This window comes from Lactobacillus hominis DSM 23910 = CRBIP 24.179 (assembly GCF_000296835.1).
Lineage (GTDB): Bacteria > Bacillota > Bacilli > Lactobacillales > Lactobacillaceae > Lactobacillus > Lactobacillus hominis.
Genome location: NZ_CAKE01000001.1, coordinates 129,938 through 147,023 on the forward strand (window position 1 = coordinate 129,938; position 17,086 = coordinate 147,023).

12 protein-coding genes and 1 pseudogene are annotated in these 17,086 nt (G+C 35.4%); 12 read left to right on the top strand and 1 reads right to left on the bottom strand.

Annotated elements, in window-relative coordinates; all coding sequences use genetic code 11:
- Positions 1-150: 150 nt before the first annotated feature.
- The 9 genes and pseudogenes from BN55_RS00620 to BN55_RS00660 all read left to right on the top strand — a co-directional run bounded on the left by BN55_RS00620 (position 151) and on the right by BN55_RS00660 (position 14,376).
- Positions 151-1,254: a hypothetical protein gene (locus tag BN55_RS00620; RefSeq protein WP_008469590.1), complete on the top strand. Its 1,104-nt coding sequence runs from the start codon at positions 151-153 to the stop codon at positions 1,252-1,254.
- A gap of 186 nt (positions 1,255-1,440) precedes the next feature.
- Positions 1,441-2,178: pseudogene (locus BN55_RS00625) on the top strand (DUF3642 domain-containing protein); the annotation flags it as partial.
- 118 nt (positions 2,179-2,296) lie between these two features.
- Complete coding sequence (gene galU, locus BN55_RS00630) at positions 2,297-3,181, top strand: UTP--glucose-1-phosphate uridylyltransferase GalU (RefSeq protein ID WP_008469592.1); 885 nt, start codon at positions 2,297-2,299, stop codon at positions 3,179-3,181.
- Positions 3,182-3,507: 326 nt separating this feature from the next.
- Positions 3,508-5,262 (top strand): oligopeptide ABC transporter substrate-binding protein, encoded by a 1,755-nt coding sequence (locus BN55_RS00635; RefSeq protein WP_008469593.1) that lies wholly within the window; start codon positions 3,508-3,510, stop codon positions 5,260-5,262.
- Between the two features lie 127 nt (positions 5,263-5,389).
- Positions 5,390-7,150: an oligopeptide ABC transporter substrate-binding protein gene (locus BN55_RS00640; RefSeq protein ID WP_008469594.1), complete on the top strand. Its 1,761-nt coding sequence runs from the start codon at positions 5,390-5,392 to the stop codon at positions 7,148-7,150.
- Between the two features lie 101 nt (positions 7,151-7,251).
- The gene (gene rnc / locus BN55_RS00645) at positions 7,252-7,929 is read left to right on the top strand and encodes a ribonuclease III (protein WP_008469595.1); all 678 of its coding nucleotides are present in this window, start codon (positions 7,252-7,254) and stop codon (positions 7,927-7,929) included.
- A gap of 18 nt (positions 7,930-7,947) precedes the next feature.
- A complete protein-coding gene (gene smc, locus BN55_RS00650; RefSeq protein WP_008469596.1) occupies positions 7,948-11,502 on the top strand; it encodes a chromosome segregation protein SMC in 3,555 nt (1,184 codons plus the stop codon).
- Between the two features lies 1 nt (position 11,503).
- Positions 11,504-12,907, top strand: coding sequence for a signal recognition particle-docking protein FtsY (ftsY, locus tag BN55_RS00655; RefSeq protein ID WP_008469597.1), 1,404 nt, complete (start codon positions 11,504-11,506; stop codon positions 12,905-12,907).
- A 44-nt stretch (positions 12,908-12,951) separates the two neighbouring features.
- Positions 12,952-14,376, top strand: coding sequence for a C69 family dipeptidase (locus BN55_RS00660; RefSeq protein WP_008469598.1), 1,425 nt, complete (start codon positions 12,952-12,954; stop codon positions 14,374-14,376).
- Between the two features lie 68 nt (positions 14,377-14,444).
- On the opposite strand, the gene BN55_RS00665 is transcribed toward BN55_RS00660, so the two are convergent.
- Positions 14,445-14,762, bottom strand: a complete 318-nt coding sequence (locus tag BN55_RS00665) for a hypothetical protein (RefSeq protein WP_008469600.1) — start codon at positions 14,760-14,762, stop codon at positions 14,445-14,447.
- A gap of 125 nt (positions 14,763-14,887) precedes the next feature.
- On the opposite strand from BN55_RS00665, the gene ylxM reads away from it, so the two are divergent.
- The 3 genes from ylxM (at position 14,888) to rpsP (ending at position 17,021) form a co-directional block, all read left to right on the top strand.
- Complete coding sequence (gene ylxM, locus BN55_RS00670; RefSeq protein ID WP_008469601.1) at positions 14,888-15,229, top strand: YlxM family DNA-binding protein; 342 nt, start codon at positions 14,888-14,890, stop codon at positions 15,227-15,229.
- Positions 15,230-15,232: 3 nt separating this feature from the next.
- A complete protein-coding gene (gene ffh, locus BN55_RS00675) occupies positions 15,233-16,660 on the top strand; it encodes a signal recognition particle protein (protein WP_008469602.1) in 1,428 nt (475 codons plus the stop codon).
- 88 nt (positions 16,661-16,748) lie between these two features.
- Positions 16,749-17,021 (top strand): 30S ribosomal protein S16, encoded by a 273-nt coding sequence (gene rpsP, locus BN55_RS00680; protein WP_008469603.1) that lies wholly within the window; start codon positions 16,749-16,751, stop codon positions 17,019-17,021.
- The last annotated feature ends 65 nt before the right edge of the window (positions 17,022-17,086 follow it).

Genomic DNA, 17,086 nt, shown 5'->3' on the forward strand with positions numbered 1-17,086 from the left:
CTTATATTTTGAAAAGATTCACTACTAGAGAAAAAGAAACAATTTATAAATTTAGCTGTTTCATTAATAAACCTTAGTGTGAAAACCAGATAGATTTTGATAAAGTTAAAGAGACTTCTTTTCAAAATTTTAATTAAGGACATTTATAACATGCAAATTAATGACCACAAAAAGAATTGGTGGCTTGCAGATATTGGTGACTATTTAAAAGTCATTGCCAATGGATGCGTAATGCTGCAACCAATCATTGCTTTATTTTTAACTTTATCATTAGACTTTAAAAAACAACTTTTCTTAACTTCTTTATATAATTTTGTAAAATTTACCTCTCCAGCTTTTATTTTTGGAATTGTCTTTACCATAATTCGCACTAATGATAAGACTTATAAATTACCTATTAAATCTTATTTCCTTAATCAATGGAGCAATAATTTTTTCCCAACCTTCGCCTGGACATTAGCCTACTTAATTTTAATGCCAAATCTACAACAACACGGACATTTTCATAACATTCCAACTTTTATTTGGCAATTTTTTAGTGGCAACGCTGCTCCTCATCTTTGGTATAGTGTCATGATGCTTCAGTTTTTAATTATTATGCCTGCTATTAAAGCCATCTGTGTCTGGGTTAAACATTCTTATTTCAAATTAATTTTTACAGTCATAATTTCTGCAATTATTTATTTTAGTTGGTTAATTTTTTACGACCATTTCATTTTAAATGGGCCTTATACCCAACATTGGTATCTTTTAGATAGAGTTTTTTTTAGCTTTCTAATTTTTGGAATTTATGGAGGCTTAAGCTGGAATTTTCATGAAGAAATTCAAAACTTTTTGATGAATTATTGGTGGGCTGTAGTAGGAATTTATTTGTTTACTTATTTTTGGACACGTAATATTTTTATTACTCACTCAAAAATTACTAATTTAACCAGTGATAGTTATTATCTACCTTCAATGGCAATTTATGCTTTAACAGTAATTTTCTTAATTTATTTAATCTGTATTGCTCAAAAAGTTTTTAATATGAATCGATGCCTTAAAACTATACATTTTCTAGCATTTTACGCTTATCGAGCATTTTTAGCTAATGTGTTTTGGGATCGAATTTTATGGAATATCTTTAACTTTAAGCACTTTGTTCAATACAATATTTATATAGGAATTATAATTATTTGGATTTGTACTTGGATTCTATCTTACTTGTCAGTATATTTGATTCACCGAATTTGGATTAGAATTATAACTGTGTAATTATCTTATTATACGCATGATGCTAATTACATCGTTTTAGTTATTAAAAAATTCTAAATTGCAGTGACTTATGACTGATATGAATTCTAAAAGTAGACAACTTTATTAAATATTATGAAACTAGGATTGATTTCGATATTGAATCGGAGTCAGTCTTTTTAGTTTACTCTTTGTTACGTTTCAAAAGATAAAGAAAATATCGATGAAAAATTAACTTGGGAAAAGAAGTCTAAGAATGTTTTTGTTATAAAACTTAAGGATAATGATAAAACTAAATTAACTGCTAAATTTGATAAATCTGGCAAGTTGATCGTCACAAACGAAGATCATGAAAAAACTATCTTTAAGAGAGACAATGAACTTAATTTAGATAAATTTATTGGTAAAGATTCAGAAAATGAAGATACCGATACAACTTTTGCACCAGCTAAAAAAGATGACGATAATAATGAAATTAAGAAAAATGAGTCGACTGTTCCTGGAGATGCTGGACTTTTTGATTTACCTTCCCAAATGCAAGGAACTTGGTATAGCGTGGTGGATGGCCATGAAAACAAAATGATGATTGGTCAAAATACGGTTTCTTATGTAAACTCAGATGGCAGCTCAACGCTTACGCTTCATACTTTGAAAAAAGATTTTGATATTTCAAACTATATGCTAAAACCGGATTATCAAAATCAAACTAAAGGCTGGGGCCGTGCTGGACAGATGAACTATAATGGCTTTAATATGATTAATATTCATGGCTGGAATCAGTCAGCTGGTGCAGGTGAGTACTTGTATTGGGCTCAAGAAAAAGGTCAAACTGTCTTAGTTCAAGGCTCAGGTGCAAATGCTTGGACTGATGCAGTTTACTGGAAGAATCAGAGCGATGCACAAGCTAATGTTGACGCAAAATTTGATAACTTACTTTATCAATAATATGGTGAATAATAACTAAGTTTACTATTCCTTTTTACCATCAAAACACCTATTTAATATACTTATACTCATGCTATAATTATTTTTGTTTGAAAAATATTACCCTTGGAGGAAAAACATGAAAGTTAGAAAAGCGGTTATCCCTGCAGCCGGTTTGGGTACAAGATTTTTGCCAGTTACTAAGGCAATGCCTAAAGAAATGCTTCCTATAGTTGATAAGCCAACTATTCAATTTATCGTAGAAGAAGCTAAAGCATCAGGGATTGAGGATATTTTAATTGTCACTGGTAAAAATAAACGCTCAATCGAAGATCACTTTGATGCAAATCCTGAATTAGAACAAGATCTTGAAAAGACTGGTAAGATCGAATTATTAAAGCAAGTTGAAGGAATTACTAATTTAGGGGTGAATCTTTACTATACTCGTCAGCCTCATCCAGCAGGCTTAGGTGATGCGATTTATCGCGCACGTAGCTTTGTTGGTGGTGAACCATTTGTCGTTATGCTCGGCGATGATCTAATGAAAGATAAAACTCCTCTTACTAAGCAGTTAATTGAGCGTTATGATGCAACTCATGCTGCTACTTTAGCTGTTATGCCGGTTCCTCATGAAGAAGTTTCAAAATACGGTGTTATTGAGCCAGATGGAGAAATTGAACCAGGTTTAATTAATGTAAAGTCGTTTGTTGAAAAACCTGATATTGACAAAGCACCAAGTGATTATGCCATTATTGGTCGTTATTTGCTTACTCCTGAGATTTTTGATGTTTTAGAAACGCAAAAACCGGGACGCGGCGGTGAAGTTCAATTGACCGATGCCATTGATACGATGAACAAAACCCAGCGAGTTTTTGCGCATGTCTTTAAAGGGCGCAGACATGATGTAGGGAATAAGTTCGGTTATCTTGAAACCTCAATTGAATATGGTTTAACCCATCCTGAAACTAGTGATGCCTTAAAAGAATACATTATTCAAAAGGCTCATGAATTAAAAAGTAAATAAATTTAATGAGAATGAATCGCAAGATTCATTTTTTTATATATGAGATTCTTATTTAGCTCTCATATAAATCTGTATGAGTATATATAAAGTGATTTTTTATATTGTTAATGAAAATAAATCTCATAAATATAATATTTGGACTAATCCACTGATAATATGCGCTTAAAATTGCTGATTTTAACGCTTTTTATAGATAGTTATTTTGTTTAATAATATTTAAACTTAAAATAAATTAAAAAAATATAAGCAAAACCCTTGTAATTTTAAAATTTAGATGATAATATTTAAACATCAACTTGATCCTAACTTACAGGAGGAAATGTAATATGAAAAAAGCCAAATTATTTGGAAGTTTAACTTTGCTTACTGGTGTGGCTTTAACTTTAGCTGCTTGTGGTAACAAGTCAAACTCAGAAGGTTCAAATGATGTTAAGAATTTTAAGGCTGCTGTGCCAACTAAAGCTGCCAAAAAAGGCGGTTCAGTAAAAGTAGCACTTATCTCTAACTCACCATTTAAAGGAATTTTCTCAAATGAACTTTCAACTGATGCTTCAGATACTGAGGTAGTTGCACCAGCAAACGAAGGCTTATTTGATACAACTGATACGTACGTATATAACGACAAAGGTCCAGCTACTATTAAGATTGATAATAATGCTAAGACTGCTACTATTAACGTTAAAAAGGGCGTTAAGTGGTCAGATGGTAAGCAAGTAACTGCAAAAGATGTCGAATATGCTTATGAAATTATTGCTAACCCAGCAACTCAATCACAACGTTATACTTCAAGTTTGGCTAATATTGTAGGCTTGGAAGAATACCACGATGGCAAGTCTAAGACTATTTCAGGTATTGAAATGCCAGATGGTGAAAATGGCCGCAAGGTTGTTATCCACTTCAAACAAATGAAGCCTGGTATGACTCAATCTGGTAACGGCTTCATCTGGGAATCAGCTGCACCATACCACTACTTAAAAGATGTACCATTTAAAGACTTAGTATCTTCAGACAAGATCAGAAAGAAGCCATTATTCTTTGGTCCATTTAAAGTAAATAAGGTTGTTCGTGGCCAATCAGTATCATTTGTACGTAACCCTTACTACTGGCGTGGAACTCCTAAGTTAGACAAGATTACAATTTCTGCAATTGGTACTAATTCAGTTTCTCAAGCAATTAAGTCTCACAAGTTTGATGTTTCCCAAGTTGTTAACTCACAATGGGAAAGCGTAAAGGGAACTAAAGACGTTAACTTCATTGCTAGAGTTCCATTACAATACTCATACCTTAGCTTTAAAGTTGGTAAATGGGACGCTAAGAAGGGTAAGAACGTAATGAACCCTAACGCAAAGATGAACAACAAGGCTTTGCGTCAAGCTATTGCTTACGGTATGAACATTGAGCCTGTAACCAAGCGTTACACTCATGGACTTTCATTCCAAGTTCCAACTTTAGTACCAAAACAATTCGGTGCATTCTTTGATAAAGATGTTAAACCTTACACTCAAAACTTGAAGAAAGCTAATGAATTACTTGACAAGGCTGGCTACAAGAAGAAGGGTAAATGGCGTGTACAACCTAACGGTAAGCCATTGGTAATTCACTTTGCCGCAATGCAAGGTAGTTCAACTCAAGAACCAACTATTCAAAACTATATCCAACAATGGCACAAGCTTGGCTTAAACGTTAAGTTAGCTGGTGGCCGTTTAATGGAAGGTAACTCATTCTACGATAAGGTTCAAAACGATGACCCATCAGTAGATATGCTCCAAGGTATGTGGTCATTATCAAGTGAACCTACTCAAGATGATTTATACTCTGAAGCTGCACCATTCAACTTCTCACGTTTTGTAACTAAGAAGAACACTCAATTGCTTAAAGAGATGGGCTCACAAAAGGCTTTGAACAAGGATTACCGTGTCAAGAAGTTCCACGAATGGCAACAATACATGCACGATGAAGCTTACGTATTGCCTATGACTAACGGTTACGAAGTAACTGCTGTTAACAACAAGTTAACTGGCTACTCAGTAAAACCATCAACTGCAAACGCATTATGGTACGACGTAGCATACGTGAAGTAATTAATAAACCATTAAAATTGCATAAATCAAAAAAGAAGCAGAATATCTGCTTCTTTTTTGTGTTTGTATATATAAAATAAGCGTGCTACTATTGTTATATCAACTTGTCCTCATTTAGGAGGAAATTATGAAAAAGTCTAAATTAGTAGCAATGACGGCTTTAATGTCAGGTGTTGCATTAACAATGGCTGCTTGTGGCAACAGCAATCAAAACCAAACAGCCAACACTCACTTTAAAGAAAGTGTACCAAAAAAGGCTATTAAAAAAGGTGGTCACGTTTCAGTAGCTGTTGAAGTAGATACTCCATTCACTGGAATTTTCAATGATGAATTGTCTACTAATGCGACCGATACTGAAGTTATGCAATATGGTGATGAAAGCTTATTTGCAACTGACGACATTTATAATTATCGTAAGGGTGGAGCTGCTGATATTAGCATTGACAAAGATGCTAAGACTGCAACAATTAAGATTAATCCAAAAGTTAAGTGGTCTGATGGACAACCCCTAGTAGCTAAGGACTACGAATATGCCTACGAAATTATCGCTAACAAAGACACTGCTTCTCAGCGTTACACTTCTAGTTTAGCTGACTTAGTTGGCTTAGAAGAATACCACGAAGGCAAAGCTAACACCATTTCTGGTATTGAAATGCCAGATGGTGAAAATGGGCGAACTGTTGTCTTACATTTCAAAGAAATGAAGCCTGGTATGACTCAATCAGGAAATGGCTATATTTGGGAACAAGCCGCACCATATCACTACTTAAAAGATGTGCCATTTAAGAAGTTAATTTCTTCAAATAAAATCCGTAAACAGCCACTATTTTATGGTCCGTATAAAGTAAGCAAGGTAGTTCGTGGGCAATCTGTTTCTTGGGTTCCAAATAAGTATTATTACAAAGGTCAACCTAAGTTAGATAAGATTACAGCTTCAGTTATTTCTCCTAATTCAGTGGCGCAAGCTATTAAGAGTAGAAAATATGATGTTATGGGTGTAATTAACTCCCAGTGGCAAAACGTTAAAAATACTAAGCAAGTAAACTTTATCGCTAATATTCCTTTAGCTTATTCATATTTAGGTTTTAAAGTGGGTAAATGGAATGCAAAACTTGGCGAAAATGTAATGAATGATCACGCCAAAATGAACAATAAGGCTTTGCGTCAAGCGATTGCTTACGGAATGAACGTTAATGAGGTTTATAAGCGCTACTCATCAGGTCTTTCATTCAGAATTCCAACTTTAATTCCAAAACAATATGGTCCTTACTTTGATAAAAATATTAAAGGCTACACTTACAACATTAAAAAAGGTAATGAACTTTTAGACAAGGCTGGCTATAAAAAGAAGGGTACATACCGCGTTCAACCTAATGGTAAGCCATTGACCATTCACTTAGCTACAATGACTGGTAGTTCAGTGCAAGAGCCAATTATTCAAAACTACATCCAGCAATGGAAGAAGATGGGCTTAAACGTTAAATTAACTGGGGGACGTTTAATCGAAAGTAACTCATTTTATGATAAAGTTCAAAACGATGCGCCAGAAGTCGACATGTTTATCGGTGCTTGGTCGCTATCAAGTGAACCTTCACAAAATGATCTTTATGGTAAGAATGCACCATTTAATTATTCACGCTTTGTAACTAAAAAGAATACTGAATTATTAGATGATATGGATTCGCTTAAAGCATTCAATAAAGACTACCGGATTAAAAAGTTCCATGAATGGCAAAAATACATGGACGATGAAGCTTACGTTGTTCCAGTTGCTAATAGCTACTCAATTACTGCCGTTAATAACAAGCTAACTGGTTATTCACTCAAGCCTTCGATGAGCATGGGTGGTGGTTTTCCTAACTGGTACTATGTTGGTTATGCAAAATAAAATAAACAATTTAACAAAATTGCTATCTCTTAAGGGAGATAGCTTTTTTCATTAGGCAAAAATGGTTATAATTAAAGAGTTAATTATGAAAGGACAGTTAAATGGTTTCAGTAGCTTTCAAAAAAAATCTAAAAGAAAAATATGGCATTGCATTTCACAATGAAAAATTACTAGATGCTGCTTTTACGCATTCTTCATATGCAAATGAGCATCCTGGTACAACTGATTATGAAAAATTAGAGTTTTTAGGGGATGCCGTTTTAGAGTTGGCAGTTTCTGATTATTTGTACCGCCATTTTCCTAAGTTAAATGAAGGAGAATTAACACGTTTACGTTCAAATATTGTCCGCACAGAAGGATTTTCAGAATTTGCTAAAGAATGTGGCTTTCAAAAAGAAGTTAACCTGGGCAAAGGTGAAGAAAAAGCTGGTGCACGTCAGCGTAAGACCTTGCTTGAGGATGTGTTTGAAGCCTTTAATGGAGCACTTTTCTTAGACCAAGGGATGCCAGCAGTGCAGCATTTCTTGCATTTGACGGTTTACCCCTTGATTGCTGAAGGCGATTTTAACGCTTCTCGCGACTATAAGACTGAATTACAAGAAAAGCTCCAAGTTAATGGCGCCATTGATATTGAATACAACGTCATTAGCCAAGATGAAAGCGTACCAACCTTTACAGTGCAATTGTCTGTTGCAGGCAAAAAATTAACGACTGGTACGGGAAGAAATAAAAAAGCAGCCGAACAAGAAGCAGCTGCCAAAGCACTGAAGAAAAAATAAAGAAGAATAGGTGAGATTTTGCCGTTAAAGCAATTAATCTTAAATGGCTTTAAGTCATTTGCAGATAAAACAACTATTAATTTTGATACAGGAATAACGGGAATTGTTGGCCCAAACGGTAGTGGTAAGAGTAATATTACTGAAGCTATCAGATGGGTCATGGGAGAAGGTTCCGCAAAATCGCTACGTGGCGAAAATATGAAAGATGTCATTTTTGCTGGTAGTGAATTTCGTGCGCCTTTAAACCGGGCTGAAGTTAGTTTGATTTTTGATAATCAAGACAAGCAGCTCAATTTTGATAATAAACAAGTAGCTGTAACGCGTCGTATTTTACGCTCAGGCGATAGTGAATATTTGATTAATAATCAACAAGTACGTTTAAAAGATATTCGCGATTTGTTTGTCGATTCAGGCTTATCGCAAGACAGCTTAGCAATTATCTCACAGGGAAAAGTTGATCAAATTTTGAATTCGCGTCCAGAAGATCGGCGCGGAATTTTTGAAGAAGCTGCCGGCGTACTCCATTTTAAGCAGCAAAAAGAAGTTGCTTTACGTCAATTAGATAAGACAAACGAAAATTTAATTCGAATTAACGATTTAGTTAAGGAATTAGAAGACCGGGTTGAACCGCTTCATGAGCAAAGCTCGCTTGCTAAAGAATATAAATTTGAAAAAAGTCAGTTAGACAGTAAGCTAAAGAAATTGCTGGCTTTACAAATTCAAAATTTAGACAAGCAAAAGCGCGACCTTAAGCAAAAAGCAGACCAAAATAAGGCGATTTTAAATAAGCTTGATCAAGAAGTTCAAACTTCTCAGCAAGATTTAGAAGCTAAAAAAGAAGTTTCTAAGGCTTTACATGCTCAAAAAGATAACCAGCAAAAATCGTTGCTTTCTTTAACGCAAAAAATTGCTAGTTTGAATACTGACTTACAAATGAGTCAGCAATCTCGTGAATACGATGCTGCAACACGCAAGGAATATTTAGCCCAAAAATCTGAATTAAGTGCTCAAAAATCTGAACTTGATCAGGAACTTGCTGAAATTCAAGCTACAATTGATAAGCAAAAGAATGTTTTAGCGAAGCTGGATGAGAAAAAACAAAAAATTTCTTCTAGTTTAAAGCAAGATCCAGCTTCTTTAAACAAGCAATTAGATGATGCTCGCAGTCGCTATATTGACTTACTGCAAGAGCAGACTTCGACTAATAATCAGATTGTCTATTTAGAAAATGAAATTAAGCGTTTGAATGCTCCAAAGTCTGAAGATCAGCATTTGCGAGAAGAGCTGACTCAAGCTCAAGAATTATTGGCGCAATATAAAGATCAAGGTAAAAAATTAGTTACCCAGCGCCAAGCCTTAAAAGCTGAGATTGAAACTTTGAACCAAAAGGTTACTCAGCAAACTAAGCGCTTGGACGATTTGAATACTTTAATTCAGCAAACTCAAGCAAATATTGCCCGCCAAAATGCACAATTAGATGGACTTAAGAGATTGCAAAATCGCCACGAAGGGTACTACTATGGCGTTAAGTATGTCTTAAATCACTTAGAGCAATTTTCTGGTGTAATTGGGGTAATTGGTGAATTAATTTCATTTCCAGCAGATCTTGAAGCTGCGCTAACTACAGCTTTAGGTGCTGGCGTACAAGATTTAGTAGCAAGAGATCGTGAAAGTGCTAAAGATGCCATTAGTTTGCTTAAAACAAGTCATGCTGGTCGAGCTACATTTTTACCATTAGACAGCTTACGTCAACATACTGTGGCTCAATCAACGATTACCACTTTAAAAGCAATCGATGGTTTTATCGGAGTTGCTTCGCAATTAGTTTCTACTAAAGGAAGTGCCGACATTTCTAATGCGATTAATTATTTGCTGGGGAATGTCTTAGTAGCTAAAGATATGAATACTGCCTTGCGCATTCAAAATTGCACCGGGCATTATTATCGCATTGTTACTTTGGACGGCGATATCATTAGTCCGGGCGGTAGTATGACTGGTGGTGCACGCAACCAGCGCTCTAATTCGCCACTACAGATGAATGCTGAGTTAGAATCTTTAGAGCAAAATATTGCCAAGCACCAAAAGCAGTTAGCTGAATATCAAAAGCAACTTGCTGATTTTGAAAAGAATTCTGATAACCAGGCTTTAAATGATAAGCAAAGCATGCTCCAAGAACTTAATCAAAAGATTAGCGAGCAAGCAATTCGTTTTCAAAACCAAGAAAAAGAAACTAAACGTTTAGAACGCTTAGATGACTTACAAAAACAAGCTCATAAGCGGCAAGTTGATGAACTTAATAAGTTGAGTAATCAACTGCAAGAAAAAAAAGATAAAAAAGAATCTTTGAATACGCAAGCTAACGAGCAAAAGGCCAAGATGGATGACTTGAAGAAAACATTAGAAAATGTTGATCAAGCTTATGCCAAATTGCAAAATGATTTAGCTGAAATTAATTCTGAAATTGCTGTTGCTAAAAATAAACAGGCAAACTCAAAAGAACGCTTTAGCCAAGTGCAAAAACAGGTTAAAAACAATGCTTCTCAACTTAGCGATTTAGAAAATAAATTATCTGGATTAGATCAGGCAAGGGATTCTAGCGCAAGTCAAGAAGAGATTAATGAGCAAATTGAAAGTTTGAACCAAGAAAAAGCCGAGCTAACTAAGAAATTAGCTGCAAGCAACCAAAATCTTGGAAAAATCGATGCGCAAATTAATCATTTAGAATCAGTAGCTTCCAGAAATTATGATTTGCGTAAAGATGCAGCTGAAGATCAAGAAGCATTGTCAGTTGAATTATCGCAATTCACTAGTCAGATTAATTCAAAACTGCGTCACTTATCGCAAGATTATTCTTTAACTTATGAAGCTGCAATTGCTCTAACTGATGGCAAAAATGATCTTGAAACTCGTCAAAATCTTGAAAAAGAAGTTAAGCTTCACAAGATGTCAATTGAAGATATTGGTCCGGTGAATTTGCAATCAATTGAAGAATACGAAGACGTTAAAACAAGATATGATTTCTTAAATGGTCAGCAAAATGACTTGCTTAAAGCACGAAGCGATATCCAAGAATCAATGTCGAAGCTAGATGATGAAGTTAGGCAGCGTTTTGACAAGACATTTAAGGCTGTTGAAAAGAAATTTGAAGATATCTTCCCAATTATGTTTGGTGGCGGAAAAGCTAAGCTAGTTTTGACCCAGCCAGATGATTTATTAATGACAGGGATTGAAATTATCGCCCAACCACCTGGCAAAAAATTACAACGCTTAAGTTTGCTTTCTGGTGGTGAAAGAGCCTTGACGGCCATTACCTTGTTATTTGCTATGCTTGAGGTAAATCCAGTTCCATTTTGTATATTGGACGAGGTCGAAGCAGCATTAGATGAAGCAAATGTTGATCGTTTTGCTAAGTTTTTAAACCACTATGATTTGCATACGCAGTTTATTGTGATTACGCACAGACGCGGAACAATGCAAAAAGCAGATAATTTGTACGGCGTGGTAATGCAAGAATCTGGTGTTTCGCAAGTATTATCAGTATCATTAAAAGATGTAAAGCAAGAGGTGAACTAAGATGGGTTTATTTGATAAGATAAAAAGATCGCTTTTTGGTGGGTCTGACGAAGACCAAGAAAAAGAAAAGCAGGATCAACAAGAGGTCGAGCAAAAAGAAGCTGAAGAAAAAGCTGATGCTGAAGATAAACAACAAGTTGAAGAAAATTCAGCTGATTCTGAGGTTGAAACTAAAGAAGTTGAACCAGAAGATCGTGTTTGGGCAGATGCTGGCTCTAATTTAGAGCAACAAAGAGTTGATCGACAAAAAAAAGATGAATCGACTGAAGAAAAATCTGACAATGATATAGAAAATAGAAACTGGTCAGATTCAGGATCCTTATTTGAAAAGCAAAGCCAAGACCGTGAAGATCAGCGTAAAGTAGTTGACCAAGAAGAGCAGGACCAAGAATTTTCTGAAAGTTCTGATGAAGCCCGTCAAGATACCCAAGGTAACCATTCCGATTCCCAGAGTGAAATAGAAACGGATGAAAGCGATCAAGAACGCTATGATCGCGGTCTAGAAAAAACTAACCATTCTTTTGGTGCAAAATTAAATGCCTTTTTCGCAAAATTTAGATCAGTCGATGAAGATTTTTTCGATGACTTGGAAGATTTATTAATTGAATCAGATGTTGGTTTTGAAACAGCTGAACAATTAACTGAATCCTTGCGTGATGAAGCTAAATTACAAAATGCCAAGAGTCATGATGAATTAAAGCAAGTTGTTGTTGAAAAATTAGTCGATATCTATGATAAAGGCGGCCAAGGGAAAGATTCTACTTTAGCTTATGATGAAAATGCCAAACCCAACGTTTACTTATTCGTTGGCGTAAATGGTGCCGGTAAAACAACAACCATTGGTAAATTAGCTAAACGATTAAAAGATTCTGGCAAGAGTGTCATGATGGTAGCTGCGGATACTTTTAGAGCTGGTGCTGTTGAACAATTAGTTGAATGGGGCAAGCGTGACGGCGTTGAAGTTATCACAGGAAAATCTAAAGCAGATCCAGCTTCTGTTGTTTATGAAGGAGTTAGCCAAGCCAAAGCCAAAGGCGTCGACTATCTGTTAGTTGATACTGCAGGCCGTTTGCAAAACAAGGTTAACTTGATGAATGAATTAGACAAGATCAAGAGAACAATTCAAAAGATTTTGCCTGATCAACCAAATGAAATCTTGCTTGTTTTAGATGGTTCAACTGGACAAAATGCTTTGCTTCAAGCAAAAGATTTTGATAAAACTACTAAATTAACTGGTTTAGTTTTAACTAAATTAGACGGATCTTCTAAAGGTGGGGTAGTCTTAGCTATCCGTAACGAAATGGACTTGCCTGTTAAATTAGTCGGACTTGGCGAAAAAGTTGACGATTTGGCTGATTTTGATGCTGAGAAGTTTGCAATTGGACTTTTCCAAGGATTGATTTAAGATAATAAGTGTATATAAATAGTATTTTTAAGGAGGAGAAGTCAATGAAAAAATTAAGTGCATGTACTTCTATTTTAGTAGGAAAAAAAGCATCAATTGACGGATCTGTCATGATTTCGCGTAATGACGATACCGCTCAAGCTATTTCACCACATAGATTTATTATTGAACCAGCAGCTCATGGTGAAAAGGGGCGCAAGATTAAGTCTTGGCTTAACAAGTTCGAAATGGACTTGCCTGAAGATGCTCAAAGAGTTCCAGCTGTTCCAAATGTAGACTATAAAAAAGAAGGTTACTACGACGAAAGTGGTATTAACCAAAAAAACGTTGCAATGTCTTGTACCGAATCAACTTATGGTAACGAAAGAACTTTAGCCTTTGATCCACTTGTTAAAGATGGATTGGATGAAGATTGTATGCAAACCGTTGTTTTGCCATATATTGATTCTGCTCGTGATGGCGTTAAGCGCTTGGGTTCCTTAATTAAAAAATACGGTTCTCCAGCCGGAAATTCAGTTTTATTCGGTGATAAAGACGAAGCTTGGTACATGGAAATTGTTACTGGCCACCACTGGGTTGCACAACGTATTCCAGATGATTGCTACGCAGCAACTGGTAACCGTGTAGCTATTCAACAAGTTAACTTTGATGATCCTGATAATTTTATGTGGAGTGAAGGGATTCAAGAATTTGTTGAAAAGCATCACTTAAATCCAGATCACGAAGGTTGGAACTTCCGTCACATTTTTGGTACTTACACTGAACAAGACCGTCATTACAACACTAGTCGTCAATGGTACATCCAAAAATTATTTAACCCAGAAATTGAACAAGATCCTGAAGATCCAGATATTCCATTTATCCGCAAGGCTTCAAAGAAACTGGCTAAAGAAGACATCGAATATGCTTTAGGTTCACATTATCAAGATACGCCTTATGATCCATTTGGTCACGGCACTGAAGAAGAAAAGCATCGCTATCGTCCAATTGGTTTAAACAGAACGCAAAACTCTCATATTTTGCAAATTAGAAATGACGTTCCAGAAGAAATGGCTGGTATTATGTGGTTATGTATTGGTGGACCAACATTTAGCCCATATATTCCATTCTTTAGCAACATGAATGAAACTGATCCATCATTTAATAACACTTCAATGACTTATAATCGTGATGACGCATGGTGGTATTATAAGTCATTATCTGCATTGGTAGAAAGTCACTACCCGCAATTCGTTCAACTTGATACTAAGTATTTGGAAGAATTAAACCGCTACTACCGTGGACGTGTTGAAGAAATTATCGAAAACGCAAATGGTTTGTCAGGCGACGAATTAACCAATTACTTAACTCGTGAAAATCAAAAGACTGTTGCTCACACTAAGAAAGACAGTGAAGAGCTAATGGGGCAAATGTTTACTGATGCAATTAAACTATCTAAATTAACATTTAACATGGATCCAAACTTATAATCAGTTGAAGATGAAAAATAAAAGGCGTTCAAGTTTTTGCTTGAGCGCCTTTGTTATAGATTATTAAATTATTTTGCGGTTTTGGCTTTGCGGGTAAAACCAAAGATAAATTGTAAAACTGTCAAGATAATAAAGAATATTAATAAGTAGACAATGTTTCCAATATTTGGTTGCTTTGAAGCAAACCAGAACCATTGATAATCTAATGATGAATAGATCCAGTAAATAATAGCTAAAGCAATTGAGCTTAAAGCATTAATAATTGCAAAGATCCAAAGATTTCCATTTTCTTTTTTAGCAAGATAGATAATAGACCAAACTAGTGACCAAACACCCCAAAGAAGTGCGGCCACAGTGACGATCCAATAAAATACGGTCGCAAACATGGTTTCAATTTCCTCCTCATAATAGGTACAAGTACATTTTAACATTAATGTGAAGTTTTGAACGATATAAAAGTCATAATGTTAAATTGTGTGTATTTTTGCTATACTGGTTCAAGGTGAGACATATGAATGAACTTGAAAAAAATGAAAAATTAGGCGATTTATATGCCTACTATGGTCCTTTATTAACTAAGGGACAACAAAGCTATTTTGAAGATTATTATTATAATGATCTTTCTTTAGGAGAAATAGCCGATAATCATCATGTTTCTAGGCAGGCTGTCTACGATAATTTAAAAAGAAGCAGTAAGGCTTTAGAAAATTATGAAGATAAGCTTCATATGAGACGTGATTATAAAAATATTTCAGATAAAGTCTGGGAAATTGCATGGGCAGTTGATCATCATCAAATTGATGAAGCTCATGATGAAATAGGAAATTTATTACATGAATTAGGAGAGATGTAATCCATGGCTTTCGAAAATTTAAGTGAGAGATTACAAAAAGCATTAAAAAATCTTACTGGTAAAGGTAAGATTAGCGAAGCAGATATTAACCAAGCTTCAAGAGAAATTAGATTGGCCCTTTTAGAAGCCGATGTTAACTTTAAGGTAGTTAAAGATTTTATCAAGCAAATTAAAAAAGAAGCGCTTGGTAAAGAAGTTCAAGAAAGTTTAAATCCAGGTCAACAAGTTATTAAGATCGTTGACGAGCAATTAACCAAGATGATGGGTGAAGAAGCAGTAAAGCTAAACAAGGCTCCTCATATCCCAACAATTATCATGATGGTTGGTTTGCAAGGTACTGGTAAAACCACAACTGTTGGTAAGCTAGCTAATTACTTAATTAAAAACGAAAAAGCACGTCCACTTTTAATTGCTGGCGACATTTATCGTCCAGCTGCTATTGATCAGCTTCGTCAAATTGGTCAACAATTAAATGTACCAGTTTATAGCGAAGATAATAAAGACGTAGCTCAAATTGTAGAACATGGTTTAAACCAAGCTAAAGAAGATAAAAATGATTATGTAATTATCGATACGGCTGGTCGTTTGGAAATTGATGAAGCCTTAATGGATGAATTAAAGCGCATTACTGAAGTTGCCCATCCTGATAATACTTTGCTGGTTGTCGATGCCATGACGGGTCAAGCAGCAACGCAAGTAGCTGAAGGATTTAATAAAGATCTTGATTTAACTGGTATTGTTTTAACTAAGCTTGATGGTGATACTCGTGGTGGTGCTGCGCTCTCAGTACGTGCTGTAACGGGATTGCCAATTATCTTTACTGGTCAAGGTGAAAAATTAGACGCTTTAGAAAGTTTCCACCCAGATCGAATGGCTTCCAGAATCTTGGGCATGGGTGATATGTTGACCTTGATTGAAAAGGCTCAGCAAGACTACGATGCCAAAGAAGCTGAAAAGATGGCGCAAAAGATGCGCGAAAATACCTTTGACTTTAATGACTTTATTGACCAAATGGACCAAGTTCAAAAGATGGGTCCTTTAGACCAAATCATTAAAATGATTCCAGGTATGGCCAATAATCCAGCTTTAAAGAATATTCAAATTCCGGATAAGCAAATTGCGCACATGAAAGCTATCGTTTACTCAATGACTGAAGCTGAACGTGAAGATCCTGACATGCTTAATCCGTCACGTCGCAGAAGAATTGCGGCTGGCTCTGGTGTTCCAGTTGTTGAAGTTAACCGCATGATCAAGCAATTTAAGCAATCAAAAGAAATGATGCAAAAGATGACTAGCGGCAATATGAAGGGCTTAGGCAATTTACCAGGGATGAATACGCCAATGGGTAAGATGGCGATGCGTTCAATGTCTAAGAAGTTTAAAAAGAATAAACGTAAGCGCATGAAGAAGATTAAGAGATTCCATTCTTAAAAAATTAAAGGTGTTAAGCAAAAAACCTTTACACCTTAAAAAGTATGTGCTATATTATTTAAGTCAAGAAATTTAGGAGGAAAATTTAATGTCTGTTAAAATTCGTATGCGCCGTATGGGCTCAAAGAGAAAACCTTTCTACCGTATCGTTGTAGCTGACTCACGTATGCCACGTGATGGTCGTTTCATCGAAGAAGTTGGTTACTACAACCCACTTACTAACCCTGATGAAGTTAAGCTTGAAGAAGACAAGGTCTTCGACTGGTTGCAAAAGGGTGCTCAACCTTCAGATACTGTAAGAAGCTTACTTTCAAAAGCTGGTTTAATGAAGAGATACCACGACGCAAAATACGGTAAGTAATTTACTATTGCAATTAAAAAAGTTTGGGAAGTATTGCCCAAGCTTTTTTCTTTATATAAAGGATT